18 protein-coding genes are annotated in these 19,052 nt (G+C 28.7%); 16 read left to right on the top strand and 2 right to left on the bottom strand.

Annotated features, from left to right (window positions below; genetic code table 11):
- The 9 genes from mnmH (at position 1) to LEQ07_RS13525 (ending at position 9,308) form a co-directional block, all read left to right on the top strand.
- Entirely contained in the window at positions 1-1,050 is a 1,050-nt protein-coding gene (mnmH, locus tag LEQ07_RS13565; RefSeq protein WP_046821877.1) for a tRNA 2-selenouridine(34) synthase MnmH, read from the top strand.
- Complete coding sequence (gene rimO / locus LEQ07_RS13560) at positions 1,051-2,385, top strand: 30S ribosomal protein S12 methylthiotransferase RimO (protein WP_046821876.1); 1,335 nt, start codon at positions 1,051-1,053, stop codon at positions 2,383-2,385. It abuts the gene before it with no gap.
- Positions 2,372-2,914, top strand: coding sequence for a CDP-diacylglycerol--glycerol-3-phosphate 3-phosphatidyltransferase (pgsA, locus tag LEQ07_RS13555; RefSeq protein ID WP_263331104.1), 543 nt, complete (start codon positions 2,372-2,374; stop codon positions 2,912-2,914). Before rimO ends, pgsA begins: the two co-directional genes overlap by 14 nt.
- Before the next feature lie 307 nt (positions 2,915-3,221).
- Entirely contained in the window at positions 3,222-4,274 is a 1,053-nt protein-coding gene (gene recA / locus LEQ07_RS13550; RefSeq protein WP_046821874.1) for a recombinase RecA, read from the top strand.
- Between the two features lie 144 nt (positions 4,275-4,418).
- Complete coding sequence (rny, locus tag LEQ07_RS13545) at positions 4,419-5,954, top strand: ribonuclease Y (RefSeq protein WP_408633639.1); 1,536 nt, start codon at positions 4,419-4,421, stop codon at positions 5,952-5,954.
- A 137-nt stretch (positions 5,955-6,091) separates the two neighbouring features.
- Positions 6,092-7,015, top strand: a complete 924-nt coding sequence (locus LEQ07_RS13540) for a DUF523 and DUF1722 domain-containing protein (RefSeq protein ID WP_263331103.1) — start codon at positions 6,092-6,094, stop codon at positions 7,013-7,015.
- Positions 7,016-7,078: 63 nt separating this feature from the next.
- Positions 7,079-7,357: a hypothetical protein gene (locus tag LEQ07_RS13535; RefSeq protein ID WP_046821871.1), complete on the top strand. Its 279-nt coding sequence runs from the start codon at positions 7,079-7,081 to the stop codon at positions 7,355-7,357.
- Between the two features lie 173 nt (positions 7,358-7,530).
- Positions 7,531-9,036, top strand: a complete 1,506-nt coding sequence (locus LEQ07_RS13530; protein ID WP_263331102.1) for a UvrD-helicase domain-containing protein — start codon at positions 7,531-7,533, stop codon at positions 9,034-9,036.
- Entirely contained in the window at positions 8,991-9,308 is a 318-nt protein-coding gene (locus tag LEQ07_RS13525) for a hypothetical protein (protein WP_263331101.1), read from the top strand. The genes LEQ07_RS13530 and LEQ07_RS13525 overlap by 46 nt, the downstream gene beginning before the upstream one ends.
- 25 nt (positions 9,309-9,333) lie before the next feature.
- Here LEQ07_RS13525 and LEQ07_RS13520 read toward each other — a convergent pair whose 3' ends face one another.
- A complete protein-coding gene (locus LEQ07_RS13520) occupies positions 9,334-10,146 on the bottom strand; it encodes an undecaprenyl-diphosphate phosphatase (protein WP_046821869.1) in 813 nt (270 codons plus the stop codon).
- A 138-nt stretch (positions 10,147-10,284) separates the two neighbouring features.
- On the opposite strand from LEQ07_RS13520, the gene LEQ07_RS13515 reads away from it, so the two are divergent.
- The 7 genes from LEQ07_RS13515 to LEQ07_RS13485 all read left to right on the top strand — a co-directional run bounded on the left by LEQ07_RS13515 (position 10,285) and on the right by LEQ07_RS13485 (position 17,294).
- On the top strand, positions 10,285-11,193 hold the full coding sequence (locus LEQ07_RS13515) for a tyrosine-type recombinase/integrase (RefSeq protein WP_263331100.1): 909 nt from the start codon (positions 10,285-10,287) through the stop codon (positions 11,191-11,193).
- Positions 11,194-11,270: 77 nt separating this feature from the next.
- Positions 11,271-12,713: an adenylosuccinate lyase gene (gene purB, locus LEQ07_RS13510; protein ID WP_046821867.1), complete on the top strand. Its 1,443-nt coding sequence runs from the start codon at positions 11,271-11,273 to the stop codon at positions 12,711-12,713.
- A gap of 358 nt (positions 12,714-13,071) precedes the next feature.
- Positions 13,072-14,613: a glutamate/gamma-aminobutyrate family transporter YjeM gene (gene yjeM / locus LEQ07_RS13505; RefSeq protein ID WP_046822656.1), complete on the top strand. Its 1,542-nt coding sequence runs from the start codon at positions 13,072-13,074 to the stop codon at positions 14,611-14,613.
- Between the two features lie 179 nt (positions 14,614-14,792).
- On the top strand, positions 14,793-15,050 hold the full coding sequence (locus LEQ07_RS13500; RefSeq protein ID WP_263331099.1) for a hypothetical protein: 258 nt from the start codon (positions 14,793-14,795) through the stop codon (positions 15,048-15,050).
- A complete protein-coding gene (locus LEQ07_RS13495; protein WP_263331097.1) occupies positions 15,047-15,298 on the top strand; it encodes a hypothetical protein in 252 nt (83 codons plus the stop codon). The genes LEQ07_RS13500 and LEQ07_RS13495 overlap by 4 nt, the downstream gene beginning before the upstream one ends.
- Before the next feature lie 44 nt (positions 15,299-15,342).
- Complete coding sequence (locus tag LEQ07_RS13490) at positions 15,343-15,714, top strand: hypothetical protein (RefSeq protein WP_263331095.1); 372 nt, start codon at positions 15,343-15,345, stop codon at positions 15,712-15,714.
- A gap of 107 nt (positions 15,715-15,821) precedes the next feature.
- A complete protein-coding gene (locus LEQ07_RS13485; protein ID WP_046823056.1) occupies positions 15,822-17,294 on the top strand; it encodes an alanine/glycine:cation symporter family protein in 1,473 nt (490 codons plus the stop codon).
- Between the two features lie 40 nt (positions 17,295-17,334).
- Here the strand turns inward: LEQ07_RS13485 and aspD are convergent, their stop codons facing one another.
- Positions 17,335-18,951 carry an aspartate 4-decarboxylase gene (aspD, locus tag LEQ07_RS13480; RefSeq protein WP_332843187.1) on the bottom strand — a complete coding sequence of 539 codons (1,617 nt, stop codon included), beginning with the start codon at positions 18,949-18,951 and terminating at the stop codon, positions 17,335-17,337.
- Between the last annotated feature and the right edge of the window lie 101 nt (positions 18,952-19,052).

Below are 19,052 nucleotides of genomic sequence, written 5' to 3'. Positions count from 1 at the left end.
TTGAAGACAATAGACATAAAGAGTGCGTTAGACCTACCAAATACTATATTTATAGATGTTAGAACGCAAGCGGAATTTGAAGAAGACCATATACGTGATGCTTTTCATATGCCACTATTTAATGATGATGAGCATAAAGACATAGGAACTATATATAAAATGCAAGGAAAACAAGAAGCTGTACAAAAGGGATTTGACTATGTAAAAGATAAGTTAAAACATATGTACATGGAAGTTTTAAGTTTAGCTAATGAATATGAAAATATAGTTATATACTGTGCAAGAGGCGGCATGAGAAGTGGAAGTTTAGTAAATATGATTTCAACATTAGGTGTAAATGTATATCAATTACAAGGTGGATATAAAGCATATAGAAACTTTGTATTAGATTACTTTAAAACAGTTATGGATACAAAAAAATTTATAGTTCTTCATGGGTTAACTGGTGTTGGAAAAACAGATGCATTACTTATGTTAGAGGAAAAAGGAATAGACATTATAGACTTAGAAGGTTTAGCTAAAAATAGTGGATCTACATTTGGGTTTATAATGTTTAACGAAAAGCCACCTACACAAAAGAGGTTTGAAACTAATATTTTTGAAAAACTATATTTTTCAAAAAGTGATTATATATTTATAGAAAGTGAAAGTAAAAGAGTGGGACATGTTAATGTACCTCATGAAATATATGAAGGTATAGTAAGGGACGGATATCATATATTATTAGAATGTAGTGTAAAGTCTAGAGTAGATAGATTATGTAGAGACTACATATATACAGAGAATAAGAACTTTGAAGCATTAATACAGTGTATTAATAAGTTTAGAAAAAGATTAGGAAATCAAAAAGTTGATTATTATATTGAATTATTTAATGAAGGTAAATACGATCAAGTTGTAGAACATTATTTAGTAGATTATTATGATGCGCTGTATGGGCATTCTGTTCAAAAATATGAGTACAATAGAGTTCTTAATTGTGATAACATGAAAGAAGCAGTTTTAGAGTTAATAGATTTTCATAAGGCAGCGAAGGAAGGAGCGAATTAAATGTTAAAGATAGCATTAGAGTCATTAGGATGTTCTAAAAATTTAGTAGATGCAGAAATAATGATGGGGATTTTAAATAGAAAAGGATATAAATTAGTAGGTGAGTTTGAGGAAGCTGATATAATTTTAGTAAATACTTGTGGATTTATAGAATCAGCAAAACAAGAATCTATAGATACTATATTAGACTTAGCTCAATTAAAAGAAAACGGAAATTTAAAGTTACTTATAGTTACAGGATGTTTAGCTCAAAGATATGCTAAGGAATTACAATCAGAAATTCCAGAAATAGATGCTATAGTTGGAACAGGAAGTTACCAACAAATAGATGAAATAATAGCAAATCTTGAAAAGGAAAACAACATAGTAAGTTTAAATGATATTGAATTTGCTTACAATGAAGATCTTCCAAGATACGTTACAACTCCAGAATACATGGCGTATTTAAAAATAGGTGAAGGTTGTGACAATCACTGTACGTACTGTATAATACCAAAATTAAGAGGTAGATATAGAAGTAGAAAAATGGAAGATATAATAAAAGAAGCTAAAGATCTTGCTTCTAAAGGAGTAAAAGAATTAGTAGTTATAGCTCAAGACACTACAAAGTATGGTTTAGATTTATATGGAGAGGTTAAACTTCCGCAATTATTAGAAGAACTTGCACAAATAGATGGAATAAAATGGATAAGAATAATGTACTCATATCCTGAATCAATAACTGAAGAACTTGTAAAAGTAATTAAAAAATATGATAACATATGTAATTATTTTGATATGCCTATACAACATGCAAGTAATAAAGTTTTAAAATTAATGAATAGACACACGACTAAAGAAGACATTAAATCTAAAGTTGAAATGATAAGAAAATATATACCTGATGCTACATTAAGAACAACTATAATAGTTGGATTCCCTGGAGAAACTGACGAAGATTTTAATGAATTAGTTGAATTTGCAAAAGATATGAAGTTTGATAGACTAGGAGCTTTTGCATACTCTAGAGAGGAAGACACTCCAGCGGATAAACTTCCTAATCATTTAGATGAAGATGTAAAACTACAAAGAAGAGATCAACTTATGTTAGTTCAGCAAGAAATATCACAGAATTTAAATGCACAGAAAATTGATAATGAATATGAAGTTTTAATCGAAGAGCAAATTGAAGATAAGGTATATATAGGTAGAACACAAGGAGATGCAGAAGAAATAGACAGTATAGTTTATGTTAAGTCTGAAAATCAACTTGAAATAGGATCATTTGTAAAAGTAAAAATAAATAATGCCTTAGAGTATGATTTGATGGGAGATGTAGTTAATGAACTTGCCTAATAAATTAACTTTATTTAGGATATTTTTAATACCAGTTTTTATAATAGTAATGATGTTAAATTTACAGAGTAAATTTTTAATAGCTTGTATGATATTTATAGTAGCATCTGTAACTGATGCTATGGATGGTCATATAGCTAGGAAATACAATTTAGTAACAGACTTTGGTAAATTTATGGATCCTCTTGCTGATAAGCTACTTGTAATATCAGCTCTTACAACAATGATAGAGTATGATTTAGTGGCTGCGTGGATGGTTATTATAATTGTTGCTAGGGAACTTACAGTTAGTATATTAAGAGCAATTGCAGCTGCAGACGGAAAAGTAATAGCTGCAAGTTCTGGAGGAAAATTAAAAACTATTTCGCAAATGGTAGCCATAGTAATTCTTTTACTAGGCGCTCATACAGCTAATCCTGTATTTTTAAACATAGGTAGAATTACTATATTAATAGCAACGTTGCTTACTCTTTACTCAGGTTGGGAGTATGTTTATAAAAATAGAAATTTATTTATGGAAAGTAAATAGTGATAAAAAATGGATAACTAATAGTTATCCATTTTTGTGTTTCAAGAAAATATAATTTTAAAAATTTGAGTATAACCTATGAAAGTAATAAGTTTTTAAAATGAGGTTAAATTTTACAATGCAAGATAATTTAAACTTATGGAAAAATATGTATAAATTGATATAATTAAAGTTAATACTAATAAGGTATTATTTAATTGACTTTAAGTCATAAAAAATATATAATAAATATAGAACAAGTGTTTGATGAATGTTTTGCTTTAAGTAAAATTTGAATAAATGATTTTTAGAAGGGAAGGTAACATAAATGGCAGGAATACAAGATGAAAAATTAAAAGCGCTGAATTCGGCGTTATCTCAAATAGAAAAAGATTTCGGTAAAGGATCTGTAATGAAACTTGGAGAGGCTAAGGGTATGGCTATAGATGTTATACCAACAGGTTCTATAGGGCTTGATATAGCAATAGGTATAGGCGGGCTTCCAAAGGGTAGAATAGTTGAAATATATGGACCAGAATCTTCTGGTAAGACAACAGTTACTTTACATGCAGTAGCAGAAGCTCAAAAACAAGGTGGAATAGCAGCGTTTATAGATGCAGAGCATGCACTAGACCCAGTATATGCAAAAGCATTAGGTGTAGATGTTGATAACTTAATAGTTTCACAACCAGACACAGGAGAACAAGCGTTAGAAATAGCAGAAGCACTTATAAGAAGTGGGGCTATAGATATAATAGTAGTTGACTCAGTAGCAGCATTGGTTCCAAAAGCTGAAATAGAAGGGGATATGGGAGATTCTCACGTTGGTCTTCAAGCAAGACTTATGTCTCAAGCATTAAGAAAGCTAACAGGATCTATAAAAAAATCTAATTGTGTAGCTATATTTATAAACCAATTAAGAGAAAAAGTTGGTATTATGTTTGGTAGTCCAGAAACTACAACAGGTGGTCGTGCTCTTAAATTCTACTCTTCAGTAAGACTAGACGTAAGAAAAATAGACACTATAAAGCAAGGAGATAAAGTAATGGGAAGTAGAACAAGAGTAAAAGTTGTAAAAAATAAAGTTGCGCCTCCATTTAAGCAATGTGAATTCGATATAATGTATGGAGAGGGAATATCAAAAGTTGGGGACTTACTAGATATAGCTGCAGACATAGACGTAATTAAGAAATCAGGAGCTTGGTATAGCTACAATGATACTAAATTAGGACAAGGTAGAGAAAATGTTAAAAAATTCTTAGCAGATAATCCTGACTTAACAGAAGAAGTAGAAGGTTTAGTAAGAAAATATTACAAATTAGATGAAAATAGAGATGGCGCAGATGAAAATGAAGATTCAATAGAAAATATTGGAGAATAATAGCCTGTATACCTCCTATTAACTTGACACCAGATTGAAAAAATTATAAAATTAAATAAGAATAAAATATTCTTATTTAGTTTATAAAAATAGATGTTATAAATACTGTAGTTAACGGTTTATTTAACAAAGGAGGTGGATGTCATAGTAGAGGCAATAATAGGCGCTTTATTGGGAATATTTGTGGGTATTATAGTTGGTTATTTTGTAAGAAAAAACATATCTGAAGCTAAGATTGGCCAAGCTGAAAAGATGGCCGATGATATAATAGATAAAGCAAACAAAGATGCAGAAACTTTACAAAAAGAAAAACTATTAGAAGCAAAAGAAGAGATCCATAAATGGAGAAATGAAGCAGAGAAAGAAAACAAAGAAAGAAGAATTGAAGTTCAAAAGTTTGAAAGAAGAATAATTCAAAAGGAAGAGGTTTTAGATAAAAAACTTCAAGCTCTAGAGAATAAAGAAACGGTTCTTAATGATAAACTTAAAAAGATTGAGAAAAAAGAAGAAAACGTTGAAGCTATTAAAGTTCAACAATTAGAAAAATTAGAAAGCATATCTGGAATAACTTCAGACCAAGCAAAAGAAATAATATTAACTAATGCTGAAAGAGAAGTAAGAAGAGAGATGTCTATAATGATAAAGGAAATAGAATCTCAAGCTAAAGATGAAGCAGATAAGAAGTCTAGAGAAATAATAGGATATGCTATACAAAAATGCGCAGCCGATCATGTGGCAGAAACTACTGTAACAGTGGTTAACCTTCCTAACGATGAAATGAAGGGAAGAATTATAGGTAGAGAAGGTAGAAATATTAGAACATTAGAAACTCTTACTGGAATAGATTTAATAATAGATGATACTCCAGAAGCAGTAATATTATCTGGATTTGACCCTATAAGAAGAGAAGTTGCAAGAATTGCACTTGAAAAGCTTATCGCAGATGGAAGAATACATCCTGCAAGAATTGAAGAAATGGTTGAGAAAGCTAGAAAAGAAGTTGATAATATAATCAAAGAGTTTGGAGAACAAGCTACTTTTGAAACAGGGGTTCATGGATTACATCCAGAATTAGTAAGACTTTTAGGTAGACTTAACTATAGAACAAGCTATGGACAAAATGTTTTAAGACATTCTATAGAAGTAGCTCATATAGCTGGTATAATGGCTGCTGAAATAGGAGCAGACGTAAAATTAGCTAAGAGAGCTGGATTACTTCATGATATAGGTAAGGCAGTTGATCATGAAATGGAAGGAACTCATGTTGAGATAGGTATGGACTTACTTAGAAGATACAAAGAATCTAAAGATGTTATACATGCTATGAGTACTCATCATGGAGATTATGAGCCACAAACTATAGAAGCTGTACTAGTTACAGCTGCAGATGCTATATCAGCTGCAAGACCTGGTGCTAGACGTGAAACATTAGAAGCATACATTAAACGTTTAGAGAAATTAGAAGAAATAGCTAATTCATATGAGGGTGTAGATAAATCGTTTGCAATACAAGCTGGTAGAGAAATCAGAATAATGGTTAAACCAGAAAATGTAAACGATGAAGATATACATTTATTAGCAAGAGATATGACTAAGAGAATAGAGGATGAATTAGAGTATCCTGGACAAATCAAAGTTAGCATAATAAGAGAAACAAGAGCAATAGAATACGCTAAATAAGAAAATAATTTAAGCGAATATATCATTTGATATATTCGCTTTTTTGATTTTTTGAATTGAAATAATAAGAATAATTTACTTTAAATAAGATTAAAATACTAATATTAAAATTTATAAACATAATAGGAGATATAATTATGAGACGTCCAAAGTTATTAATCAGTAAATGTTTAGGATTTGAAAATTGTAGATATAATGGTCAAGGAGCAAGCAGCAAGTTTATAGACTCTTTAAAAGATTATGTTGAATTTTGTGCAGTATGTCCTGAGGTTGAAATAGGTCTTTCTACTCCTAGAGAAGCTATAAGAATTATTGACTATAATAATGAAAAAAAACTTATTCAACCGAAAAGCAATAAAGATTATACTAAACAGATGAAAAATTTTTCTCAAAATTACATTTCTAAATTGGATGATATTGATGGATGTATATTAAAGAGCAAATCACCTTCATGTGGGATAAAAGATGTTAAAGTATATCATAAAAGTGGGCAATCAACATTAACTAATGGAAGTAATGGTTTTTTTGCGGAGGAAATATTGAATTCGCATGGTTACTTACCTATAGAAAATGAAGGTAGACTTAAAAATTACTCAATAAGAGATGAGTTTTTAACTAAATTATTTATGATAAATAATTTTAAAAGTGAAAAAAGTGATATAAAAAAATTTCATGAAAATAATGAGTTGCTATTAAAAAATTATGATGTTAAAATTTTTAGCCATTTAGATACTATGTGTAAAAATGAAGAATATAAAGATTATCAAAATACGTTATTTCAACTTTTAAATAAAAATAGAAATACAAAAAAAAATATTCAAACTATTTTAGATATATACAATAAATATGAAGAATATTTATCTTTAAAAGAAAAGGAAGTATTTGTTGATAATATAGTTAAGTATAGCAAAGGTAAAATACCATTGAATACAGCCTTAAATAACGTAAAAATATATGCAGCTAGATTTGAAGACGAAAAAATTTTAAGTCAAACTATATTTAATCCATACCCAGAGAGCTTAATAAATTTAATGGACTCCGGTAAAGGAAGAAGTTTATAAATCTATATAATAAAAAATTATAAAATGATAATAATAATAAAGAAAAATGAAAGGAGAAATGATATGTTAAATACTCTTGCTAGAAATCAATATGTTAAAATATCAAATTGCAATAAAAATGAAGATGTTGAATATGGAGTTGTTGTGAATAAAAATGAAGATAATTACGATATAATGAGTATTGGATTTGAAAATAAAAATGGAAATTTCTTAGAGTATCCTCCTAATGTAGACAAATTAGTTCAAAGTTATAGTATAAATGATGCTGACTTTGAAGAAGTAAAGAAAAATGAAATAAGAAGAAAAATGAATATATGGTTAGAAAGCCACTATAAATCATAAAAAATAGGTACTTTAAATAGCTACCTATTTTTACGTTTAAGAAAATTATTATAAAAAAAGAGTAATAAGGATGTTTCATGGAAATAATAAATGGAAATAATATATTAAATATATCAATATAGCAAAAAACTATTTAAAATGATATAATTATATAAAATGAGGGGGATGAGAAATTGAGCCAGTACATAAATATAAATTCCGAGCTAGATGCATTAAAGATAAAAGAATTTGAAAAGGTTTTTTATCAAAGTATGAAAGAGGAAGCTAATGTAGTGCCAAAGGTGACTCCTTTTAAAGGAATAAATACAGATCTTCTATATATAAAAGATAAAAGAGTTTTGTTTATAAAGTTTATGGATACAACAGAAGATTTATTTATGCTCTTAGAAGATGAATTGTTAGAGGTAATGGAAGAAGAATATGATCTTTTAAGAAAGCAAATGAGCAAAATAGGTAATGATATTGAATATAACTACATATTTATAATGCCCCACGTATCTATATATGATAATGGAGATAATGACTTTGTAGAAAATAATATAATAGATAAAGAGAAGCTATACAAAATAATGAACTATGAAATTAGCATAGATGAATATTTAGGAAATCCAAATGATGAAATTTTACTTAATTTATTCATGTTACAAATTTGCCCTGAATATTACGTGATAAATAATAATCTTAATTTAAATAAAAATCTAAAGAAAATATCTTTTTCAAATGAAGATTATAGCTATACAGCTACTATGCTAGAAAGAAATCAAGTTGAGAAAGTAGCTTCGGTTAAATATGGAGACACCTTATACAAAGGAGCATCTGGATGTGGGAAAACTACTATATTATTAGCTAAAGCTATAAAATTAGCTAGAATATACCCACACCATAAATTTGTAATATTCACTTATACAAAACAACTTAGAAATGAGCTAAAAGAAAGATTGGATATTTTATATAAAGACAATAATAATATAGAAATTCATACATTTACATCTTTCTTATTTAAATTAGCAAAAGCATACAACTTGGTGTTTGATTACAATATGCTAAAAAATACTCCTGATAAGGTATATAAAAACCTTGTTTTACAAGCTAAAAATACTATAAAAAATAAAAGTATGTTTAAAGGAATATTTATAGATGAAATTGAATGCTTCGAACCTGAACAGATTGATTTCATAAGAAGCTTCCTGTATAAATCTAAGTATATATTTAATGCATTTGAGTGCAAAGGGCTAAATATATTTAGTAATTTAAGTATATTTAAAAACTCTTGGGACCATATACAGTTTAATGATACAATACAATTAAATGATAACTATAGACAAAGTAATAATTTAGTTGAGTTTGTAAATAATTTTGATAAAAATTCAAATGATTATATAAAGAGTATAAGACCTAAGGTTGCAAATAATATGTATTATTTATCAAACTATATTAGAAAGAGTAATAAGGCTGTAGATATAATAAAAGTTTCGGATATAGAAGAACAAATAAGTTCTGTAATATGGGAAATTGAGTATTTAACTACACAAAAGGGACTTAGTTATTCTGATATAGCAATTGTATATCCTTTTAATAAGAAAAAGTTAAAAAATGGGAAAACTATATATTTTCAATATATGTTAAAAAAGATTTGGAAGAAAATGAAATACCATATATATATGGGGACGATGAATTAACTAATGTAGCAAAAAAAGCGGGAGTTACGATAGCAAATATCTATACTATAAAAAATTTAGAATATAAAGCTATTATATTTTGTGAATTAGAAATGCTATATAACCATAGTATTAATGATATAAATCAAGATTATCAAGTGAATGACTTTGTAGGAGATCTAAATAAAGTATATCTTGCTATAAATAGAGCTACAGATTACTTAAGTATTATAACTACTTTTAATGAAGGTGCAAGTGACATAATAAGGTTATTAGTAGAGTCAAAAAAATAAAAGAAGCACATAGTGCTTCTTTTATTTATATTAAAAATGTAAAGTATGCAAATACTATTACACCAAGTACTATTCTATAGTAACCAAATGCCTTGAAGTCATGTTTCTTGATATAATCCATTAAGAATTTAATAGCAAATACAGAAACTATAAATGCTGTTACAAATCCTGCACCTAATACTAACCATTCAAATCCAGAGAAGGCAGCACCAGTTTTATAAAGTTTAAGTGCACTTGCACCAAACATTGTAGGTATTGCTAAGAAGAATGAAAACTCAGCAGCTACATATCTAGATGCACCTAATAATGCAGCACCTATAATAGTTGATCCAGATCTTGAAGTACCTGGGATTAAAGCTAAACATTGGAATAGTCCTATTCCTAGAGCTAATTTATATGTAAGCTGTGAAAAATCATTAACTTTAGGTTTTTTATTTCTGTTCTCAATTAATATCATTATAACCCCATAAACTATAAGAGTTATTGAAACTGTTGTAGGGTTGAAAAATAATGAGTCTATAGCATCATCAAATAAAACACCTAGTATTCCGGATGGAATTACTGCTATAATAACCTTAATCCATAAGTTAATTGTATCCTTTTTCTCTTTTTCTGTTTTAGAAGAATCTAAAGGATTTAATTTTTTAAAATATAGTGTTAATACAGCAAGTATAGAACCTAATTGGATTACAACCATAAATGTGCTTACAAACACCTGTGATAAATCAAATTTAACGAATTGTTCAACTAATATAAGATGACCTGTACTACTTACAGGCAGCCACTCAGTTATACCTTGAACTATACCAAGTATAATGGCTTTAAAAATTTCTAACAATTTTAACTACCTCCTAATTTAAACTAATTTTACCATACGTTAAAGTATACCAATATTAATAAATATATTCAATATTTTAAAAGGTATTTAAAAATAAGTTAGAAAGTTAATAACTATAAAAAGACAGGGGGACTAAGTATGGAAGAAAATATAATTTTAAATGAATATGAGTATGAAATCTTTAAAGGATTTTCAAAAAAGCATAATCCAGCAACCAAGCATGACTATTTAAGCAAAGTTATATTATTTAAAAAATATGTAAATAATAAAGACTTAGTAAGCGTAACTAAAGAAGATTGTAGTGGGTTTATAGAGTTTGTAAAAGATAACTATGCAAAATCTACATCAGAAAAAATATATAGTTACTTACATAGTTTTTATAATTACATGAAAAATGAAGAGTACATAGAAATTAACCCTTTTAAGCTAGTTAAAAAACCAAAAGTAAGTAGAATAAAAACTAAGGATGACGTACTTAGCATTCAAGAAATAAACCAAATTATAGATACGTTGCCTAGATTAAACATGAGAGATAGATTAATAATGGTATTTCTTATAACCACTGGATGTTTATTAAATGAATTAGTAAATTTAAAGTGGAAAGACTTGATGGTTGATGAAAATAACAATGCATATGTAAGATTAGGAAAAGGCAGAAAGGAAAGGGTTGTAAAGCTACATCCACATTGCTTTTCTAAAATAGAAGAATATAGAATATATCAAGGACTGCCGTCTTGCATAATGCCAACAGAAGATTTTGTGTTCACTAGCCAACAAAGAAATTCTATAACAGATAGAAATGTAAGAATAATTGTGAAAAAAGCTTTAGATATGGCAGGGCTTAGTAATTATTCAGCAAAAGATTTTAGACATTCATTTGCAGCTATAAGTTTAAGACTTGGTGCTGGAGAGGAAGAAGTGAAAAATCAACTTGGTTGGAGTGACAAATACTATGCAATAAGATATAAATATGTACTTAACTTTGTAGATAGTGAGAGTATCGATTATATTATATCGAGTGACAAAATGAACATAAATAAAAAATAACTTGTTATTGTTCGTTTAATTATATATAATTAAAATTATAATAATAATATAAAGACACAAGGAAGGTGCTAAATAGAATGGAAAATAAATATAGTACATATGCAAATCCATTAATAGATAGATATTGCAGTAAAGATATGAGTTATATATTTTCTCCACAATGCAAATTTTCTACATGGAGAAAACTTTGGGTTGCATTAGCTGAATCAGAAAAAGAGTTAGGGCTTAATATAACAGATGAACAAATAAATGAATTAAAAGCTAATATAAATAATATAAATTTTGATGAAGCTAGAAAAATAGAAAAAGAAGTAAGGCATGATGTTATGAGTCATGTAAAAGCTTATGGATTACAATGTGATAGTGCTAAAGGAATAATACATTTAGGAGCAACTAGTGCATATGTTGGAGACAACACTGATGTAATTCAAATGAATGAAGCATTAAAACTTATAAGAATAAAATTAGTAAACTTAATAAATAATTTAAAAGAGTTTGCTTTAGAGAATAAAGATATACCAACTTTAGGATTTACTCATTTCCAAGCAGCTCAACTTACAACAGTAGGAAAAAGAGCATGTCTTTGGGCTCAAGATTTATTAATAGATTTAGAAGATTTAAACTTTAGAATAGAAAATATGAAGCTTAGAGGTGTAAAAGGAACAACTGGAACACAGGCTAGTTTCTTAAGTCTATTTGAAGGTGATGATGAAAAAGTAAAAGAACTGGATAAACTTGTATGTGATAAGATGGGTTATAAAGCATCATATGCAGTAAGCGGACAAACATATACTAGAAAATTAGACTACCAAGTTATATCTATTTTATCAGGAATAGCTCAAAGTATGCATAAGATGACTAATGATATAAGACTTTTACAAAGTTTAAAAGAGTTAGAAGAACCATTTGAAAAAAATCAAATCGGATCGTCTGCAATGGCATATAAAAGGAATCCTATGAGAAGTGAGAGAATAGCTTCATTATCTAAGTTTGTTATAGGGGAATCTTTAAGTCCTGCATTAGTACAAGCTACTCAATGGTTAGAAAGAAGTTTAGATGACTCTGCAAACAAAAGATTAGCTATACCTCAAGCTTTTATGGCAGTAGATGCTATACTTGAAATCGGTATAAATGTAACTAATGGTCTTGTTGTTTATGAAAGTATAATAAATAAGCATATAAATGAAGAATTACCTTTTATGGCTACAGAGACTATTCTTATGGAGGCTGTAAAAAGAGGTGGAGATAGACAAGAATTACATGAAGTTATAAGAGAGTACTCAATGCAAGCTGCCAAAAGAGTAAAGCAAGAAGGAAAAGATAATAACTTGTTAGAGTTAATTCTTTTAGATTGCGATACATTTAAAATGTCAAAAGAAGAAATTTTATCAATAATGGATCCTAAAAACTTCGTAGGGAGAGCTCCAAAACAAGTTGTTGAGTTTGTTGAGGATGTAATAAATCCAGCTATAAGCGAATATAAAGATTCTATAGGAATGAAAATAGATTTAAGCGTGTAGAAAATAGAGGTTTTAACCTCTATTTTTTTATTTTAAAATCAAACTTTAAAATTAAATTTTAAAGTTATTTTAAAATAAAAAATGAAAAATTATACATATAAATAATTAAGAATATAGAGGAAATAATAAATAATATTAAAAATAAAAAATAGGTATTTATATAAGGTAAAATGTAGGTTTTGTTAAATAAAGTTAATAAAATCTGAAAATTCAATTTAAGTTAAAAAGTATTGGAAAGTTTGTAGAATTATGATATTATATGTAAAGCGGAAAAGGTTAAACATTTAAATAGATAGAAATCTAACAAAATAACCTTTGATGTAAACAGTATTATTATACTTCATGAGGAGGAAAACAAATGGCAGGAAATACTAACAATGCTAAAAAATTAACATTAGTGCCCCTAGTACTTATGATATTCACATCTGTATTTGGGTTTGCTAACATGCCGAGAGCGTTTTTCCTAATGGGATACGCAGCAATACCTTGGTATTTATTAAGTGCAATTTTATTCTTTATACCGTATGCATTTATGATGGCTGAATACGGATCTGCATTCAAAAAAGAATCAGGTGGTATGTATTCATGGATGGAAAAATCTGTAGGACCTAAATATGCATTCGTAGGAACATTTATGTGGTATGCATCTTATATTGTATGGATGGTAAACGTTGCATCAACTTTATGGGTTCCACTATCAAACGCAATATTTGGATATGATGCTACAGCTAACTGGTCTTTATTTGGATTAAGTTCAGTTCAAACACTAGGAATACTTGGAGCATTATGGATAATATTAGTTACTTATGTATCAACTAAAGGTATAGAGAAGATAACTAAGGTTACTTCTATAGGTGGTACAGCAGTTGCATTATTAAATATAGTTTTATTAGTAGGTGGGGTTTTAGTTGTAATAATGAACAAAGGACAATTTGCAGAGCCTGTAACAAATGTTGTTAAAGCGTTTACAAACTCTCCAAACCCAGCTTATCAAACACCTGTAACTGTATTATCATTCTTAACATTTGCAATATTTGCATTTGGAGGATTAGAAGTTTTAGGTGGATTAGTTGACCAAACTGAAAATGCTGAAAAAACTTTCCCTAAAGGTCTTACTTTAGCAGCTATAGTAATATCTGTAGGATATGCAATAGGTATATTTGCTTGTGGTACATTTACTAACTGGAGTGATATATTATCATCAAGTGATGTAAATATGGCTAACGTTGCTTATGTATTAATGCAAAACTTAGGATATCAATTAGGTATAGCATTTGGAACTAGTCAATCAGTAGCATTAACTATGGGTGCTTGGGTTGCTAGATTCGTTGGATTATCAATGTTCTTAGCATTATCAGGAGCATTCTTCACATTAACTTACTCTCCATTAAAGACTCTTATAGAAGGGGCACCAAAGCAAGTATGGCCTGGTAAATTAGGAGAAATAAAAGACGGAATGCCTATAAATGCTATGAAAGTTCAAGCTATAATAGTTGTAGCTATGATACTTTTAGTATCATTTGGAGGTAAGAGTGCAAGTGAGTTCTTCGCTTTACTAGTACTTATGACTAATGTTGCAATGACAATACCTTACTTATTCTTATCAAGTGCATTCCCTGCATTTAAGAAAAAGCAATTAGAAGGTAAAGTTGACAAAGCATTCGTAGTTTATAAGAGTGTAGGAATGGCAACAACTTTTGCTGTAATAATAGGTATATTAGTTGGATTTGCTAACGTATTCACTATAATAGAACCAACATTATCTTCACCAGCAGGATTAAGTAAAACATTAACTATGATAGCTGGACCAGTAATATTCGGAGTATTTGGATTCTTCTTATATAGTAGATATGAAAAGAAACATGTAAAGAATAGTGATAATAATAGAAAAGCAAGCTAATATTTTAGCTATATTATAAAAAATGCACCTGCTATTAATTTAGTAGGTGCATTTATTTATATATAAATATACTTATTTTGACAATGAGTATATTTTTATATATAAATAAACAAATATTTAGTATACTATAATAGTACTAAAGCTAATTAAAGATACAAAAGACATGGGAGGTACAAGTATTGTTCAAGAAATTATTAAATTTTATAAAAGTTACTAAAGAAGAAAAAATATCTACAGAAGAAGTTGAAGTTAAAGATAGCCTAGAAGAAAAGATTGATGGAATTGATTCTCAAAGCTTAGAAATAAATGAAGATGTAGATACAACTTTAAATATCGAAGAATTAGAAAATAATACGACTGAAGAAGTAGTTGAAATAAAAAATGAAGAAGTTTGGAATATACAATCAGACGAACAAGTTACTGTAAAAAACAAATGAACTGTGAAGATAATATAAATATAACTAAAGAAGAAAATATTACAGTAGAAATTCCGGAAGAAGAAAAACAATACGTAAAATCAATAAAGATACAAAGAGAAAAAAGAATAAAAGCTATAGATGTTTACACAAATGATGAAAGTATATTTGAAAGTTATAAAGAGTGTAGTAAATCATTAGGTGTTCCAATTCAATACATAAAAGAAAACTTAGAATATGGATATACTGATTTTTTGGAGAAGCTGTAAACTTTTTAAGTAAAAAGCTTAAATTAGATGTAAGCAATAAATCTATGGGAGATAAAAATATAGTTGAAATATTTAATTTTTTACATAATGAATTATGGAATCCTGATATGGATGAAGAAAAAAGAGAAGAAATTCTATGTAGCGAAAAAATAGAACCAGTTCATATGCACTATAAATTTGAAATAATGGATGATGAATATGATGATTATTATAAAAAATATGGCAAAATAATTCGTCGTGGGGGTAAGAAAAAAATTGAGCTTGTAGATAAAAAAAATGAAGTTATAGATGTGTTTAAGTCATTAGACGACTGTGCGAATTTTTTTGGTAAGAATAAAAGTGAAATAACAGAGAGATTAAAATGTGGTGAATGTAAAATTGGTAGATACCAAATAAGGTACAGCCTGAGACGATAGTTAATTAATAAACTATATAAAATGAAAGAAAAAATGGAAACAAATTCATAAGTCTGAATATATTCTATATAAGAAATTAAAAATTTCTAAAATATATAGGAGGGCTTATGGAAAGTATAATAAATTCCATCAACAACGTTTTATGGAGTAATGCACTTATTGCATTATGCTTAGGAACAGGATTGTATTTCTCGTTAAGAACAAGATTCTTACAGGTTAGACACTTAAATGACATGGTAGTACTTTTAGCAAAGGGTGAAAAATCTGATAAAGGTATATCGTCATTTCAAGCGCTTTGTACATCACTTGCAGGAAGGATAGGTACTGGAAATATAGCAGGTGTTGCTACAGCTATTGCTATGGGAGGTCCAGGAGCTTTATTTTGGATGTGGGCTATTGCATTTTTAGGAGCTGGATCGGCATTTGTGGAATCTACATTAGCTCAGATTTACAAAGAAGAAGATAACGGTGAGTATAGAGGTGGACCTGCATACTATATTGAAAAAGGTATGGGTGTTAAATGGTATGCTATATTATTTGCAGTAGCAACTTTAATTGCTATGGGAATTTTTCTTCCAGGTGTACAATCAAATTCAATTTCAGCGGGAATAGAAAATGCATTTGGGATAAGTAAGTCTATATCTGGATTAGTGATTATAATACTACTTGGATTAATTATATTTGGTGGAATTAAAAGAATCAGCTCTTTTGCAGAACTTATAGTACCATTTATGGGTTTAGCATATATATTAATGGCATTAGTTATTATAGCTATAAATATTGAAAAATTACCAGAAGTTGTATCTTTAATATTTAAATCAGCATTTGGAACAGAGCAGGCATTCGCAGGTATTTTAGGTTCTACTATAGCTTGGGGAGTAAAGCGTGGAGTATATTCTAATGAAGCTGGGCAAGGTACAGGTCCACAAGCAGCTGCAGCTGCAGAAGTATCTCATCCTGCTAAACAAGGGTTTGTTCAAGCATTTTCTGTATATGTAGATACATTGTTTGTTTGTTCAGCTACTGGATTTATGTTATTAATGACAGGTAAATACAATGTATATGGCGCAAGTAATCAATTGATTGTTCAAAATTTACATGGTGTTGAAGTTGGGCCTGCATTTACACAAAGTGCGGTAGATACATTGATACCTGGATTTGGATCAGCATTTGTTGCTGTAGCTCTTTTCTTCTTTGCATTTACGACACTTATGGCATATTACTATATTTCAGAAGTTAACTTAGCTTATTTATCAAAGCGAATTTTGAATAATAATGAAAGCACTAAAAAGATATTGATAAATATATTAAAAGTAGCTATATTAGCATCAACATATTATGGATGTGTTAAAACATCTACAGTAGCCTGGACTTTAGGGGATATAGGCGTAGGACTTATGGCCTGGATAAATATAATTGCAATATTAATAATTTCAAAACCAGCACTTATAGCACTAAAAGATTATGAAGAGCAAAAGAAACTTGGAATACCTAGAGAAAAAATTGACTTTAACCCAATAAAACTTGGCATAAAAAATGCAACTTTATGGGAAGAAAGATTAAATAATAAAAATAAATAACATTAAAAAAGCTTCTAATTTAGAAGTCTTTTTATGTTATTTATTTTTTTCCATGTATATACATAAAACTTAATACTTCTTTTATTGAATTTCCTATGAATGTGTAAGATTCGTCATCTAAGTTTGCTAATGAAACCCTGACAGACCACTCAGGTCCAAAGAATCCATGTCCACTTAGTAAAACTATAGAGTAATTATTAGCTAACTTAAACAACATATCTGCAGGCTTATAATTGTCTTTTATAAAATTAGCAAAATCTTCACCGTAGTTATTTGTAGCCCACTTCATTATATCGAATATTACATAATAAGAAGCATCATTTTCGTTTTCAATTAAATCTACTCCTAATGCATCATAGAAAAGCTTTTGTCTACGTTTACATATAGATATATTGACGCTTTTATAGTTATCATCTTTATCTATTAAAGCGAATGCTGAGAAAAATGCCATTTGAACTTGTTGAGGAGTTGATAAACCAGCAGTATGGTTAAGCGCAACCATCCTACTATCTGCAACTATTCTGTCCATAAATGATATTTTATCTGGGTTTAAACTCATATCGCTATAACGTTTATTTACAGATGCTTTTAAATCATCAGGTAATTCATTTATAAGTTTTTCAAATACATTATTTTCATGTAAAGCTAAAGTACCTAAACGCCAGCCAGTAACACCAAAGTATTTAGAGAATGAATAAGCGCCTATAGTGTTATAAGGTAAGCTAGCCATTAAAGATTTAAATCCAGGTACAAAAGTTCCATAAACATCGTCAGATATTATCATTAAGTTAGGATGATGGTTTGTAACTACATCTACTAAATTATTACAACTATTTTCATCTAGTGCTATAGATGCTGGGTTGTTAGGATTAACTATGAATAAAGCTTTTATAGATTTATCACAAAGTTTTTCTAATTCTTTTTTAGAATATTGCCAAGTGTGATTATTACTTTCATCTATTTCATCAGCATTTACGAAAACTACATCAAAATTGTACCTTGGTAAATGTGGGATTTCTAAATAAGGTGTAAATATAGGAGTCATGATAGCTATTTTATCGCCTTTTCTTAATAACTCATTAGCCATTAAAGAATCGAATATATAACACATAGCAGCTGTTGCACCTTCTACCGCAAATATACTTAAAGGTCCACCCTTTTTAGTATCATATTTCATTTCTTTTATTAAATACTTAGTAACTATTTGCTCTATATGAACAAGTATTCTATCAGGAGATGGATAGTTATCACCTATTATTGCATCAGCTAATTCAAATACCCAAGAGTCTGGATCAAAGTCAAATTCTTCTATTCCATAATCAACAATATTCTTAGCTAAACTAGCTCCAGGCATATTTAAATTGTCATAAATATATTGATAAAAACGAGTAGCGATTCCTTCTTTTTTTGGCATACCAGCTAAATCACCTTCGTTCCAAGTTCTACGAGTTTCGTTAACGGCAAACTGTCCAAATGTAAAAAATGCTTCACGAGGTGTTGCTGCTGTCCAGTTAGGATTACCACGACCAGCATCTAAAACTCTTCTTCCGCTTTCCATAGCTCTGAACTTAGCAAGCTTGATTAACTTATCTTTAAATTCAAAAGGGCTAATTTTTCCATAAACATCATTGATTTCTTTAAAGTTATATCTGCGCATATATATACACACTCCTTTTTTATCTGCAATTAATATCTATAATGTAACAAAATATTAAAAAGTTTACCCATTTAATATATATATTATTATATATAATTTTT

Source organism: Paraclostridium sp. AKS73, assembly GCF_025671395.1.
GTDB classification, from domain to species: Bacteria; Bacillota; Clostridia; order Peptostreptococcales; family Peptostreptococcaceae; genus Paraclostridium; species Paraclostridium benzoelyticum.
Note: the sequence above shows the minus strand (reverse complement) of the source record. Positions and strands in the feature narration are given on the sequence as shown.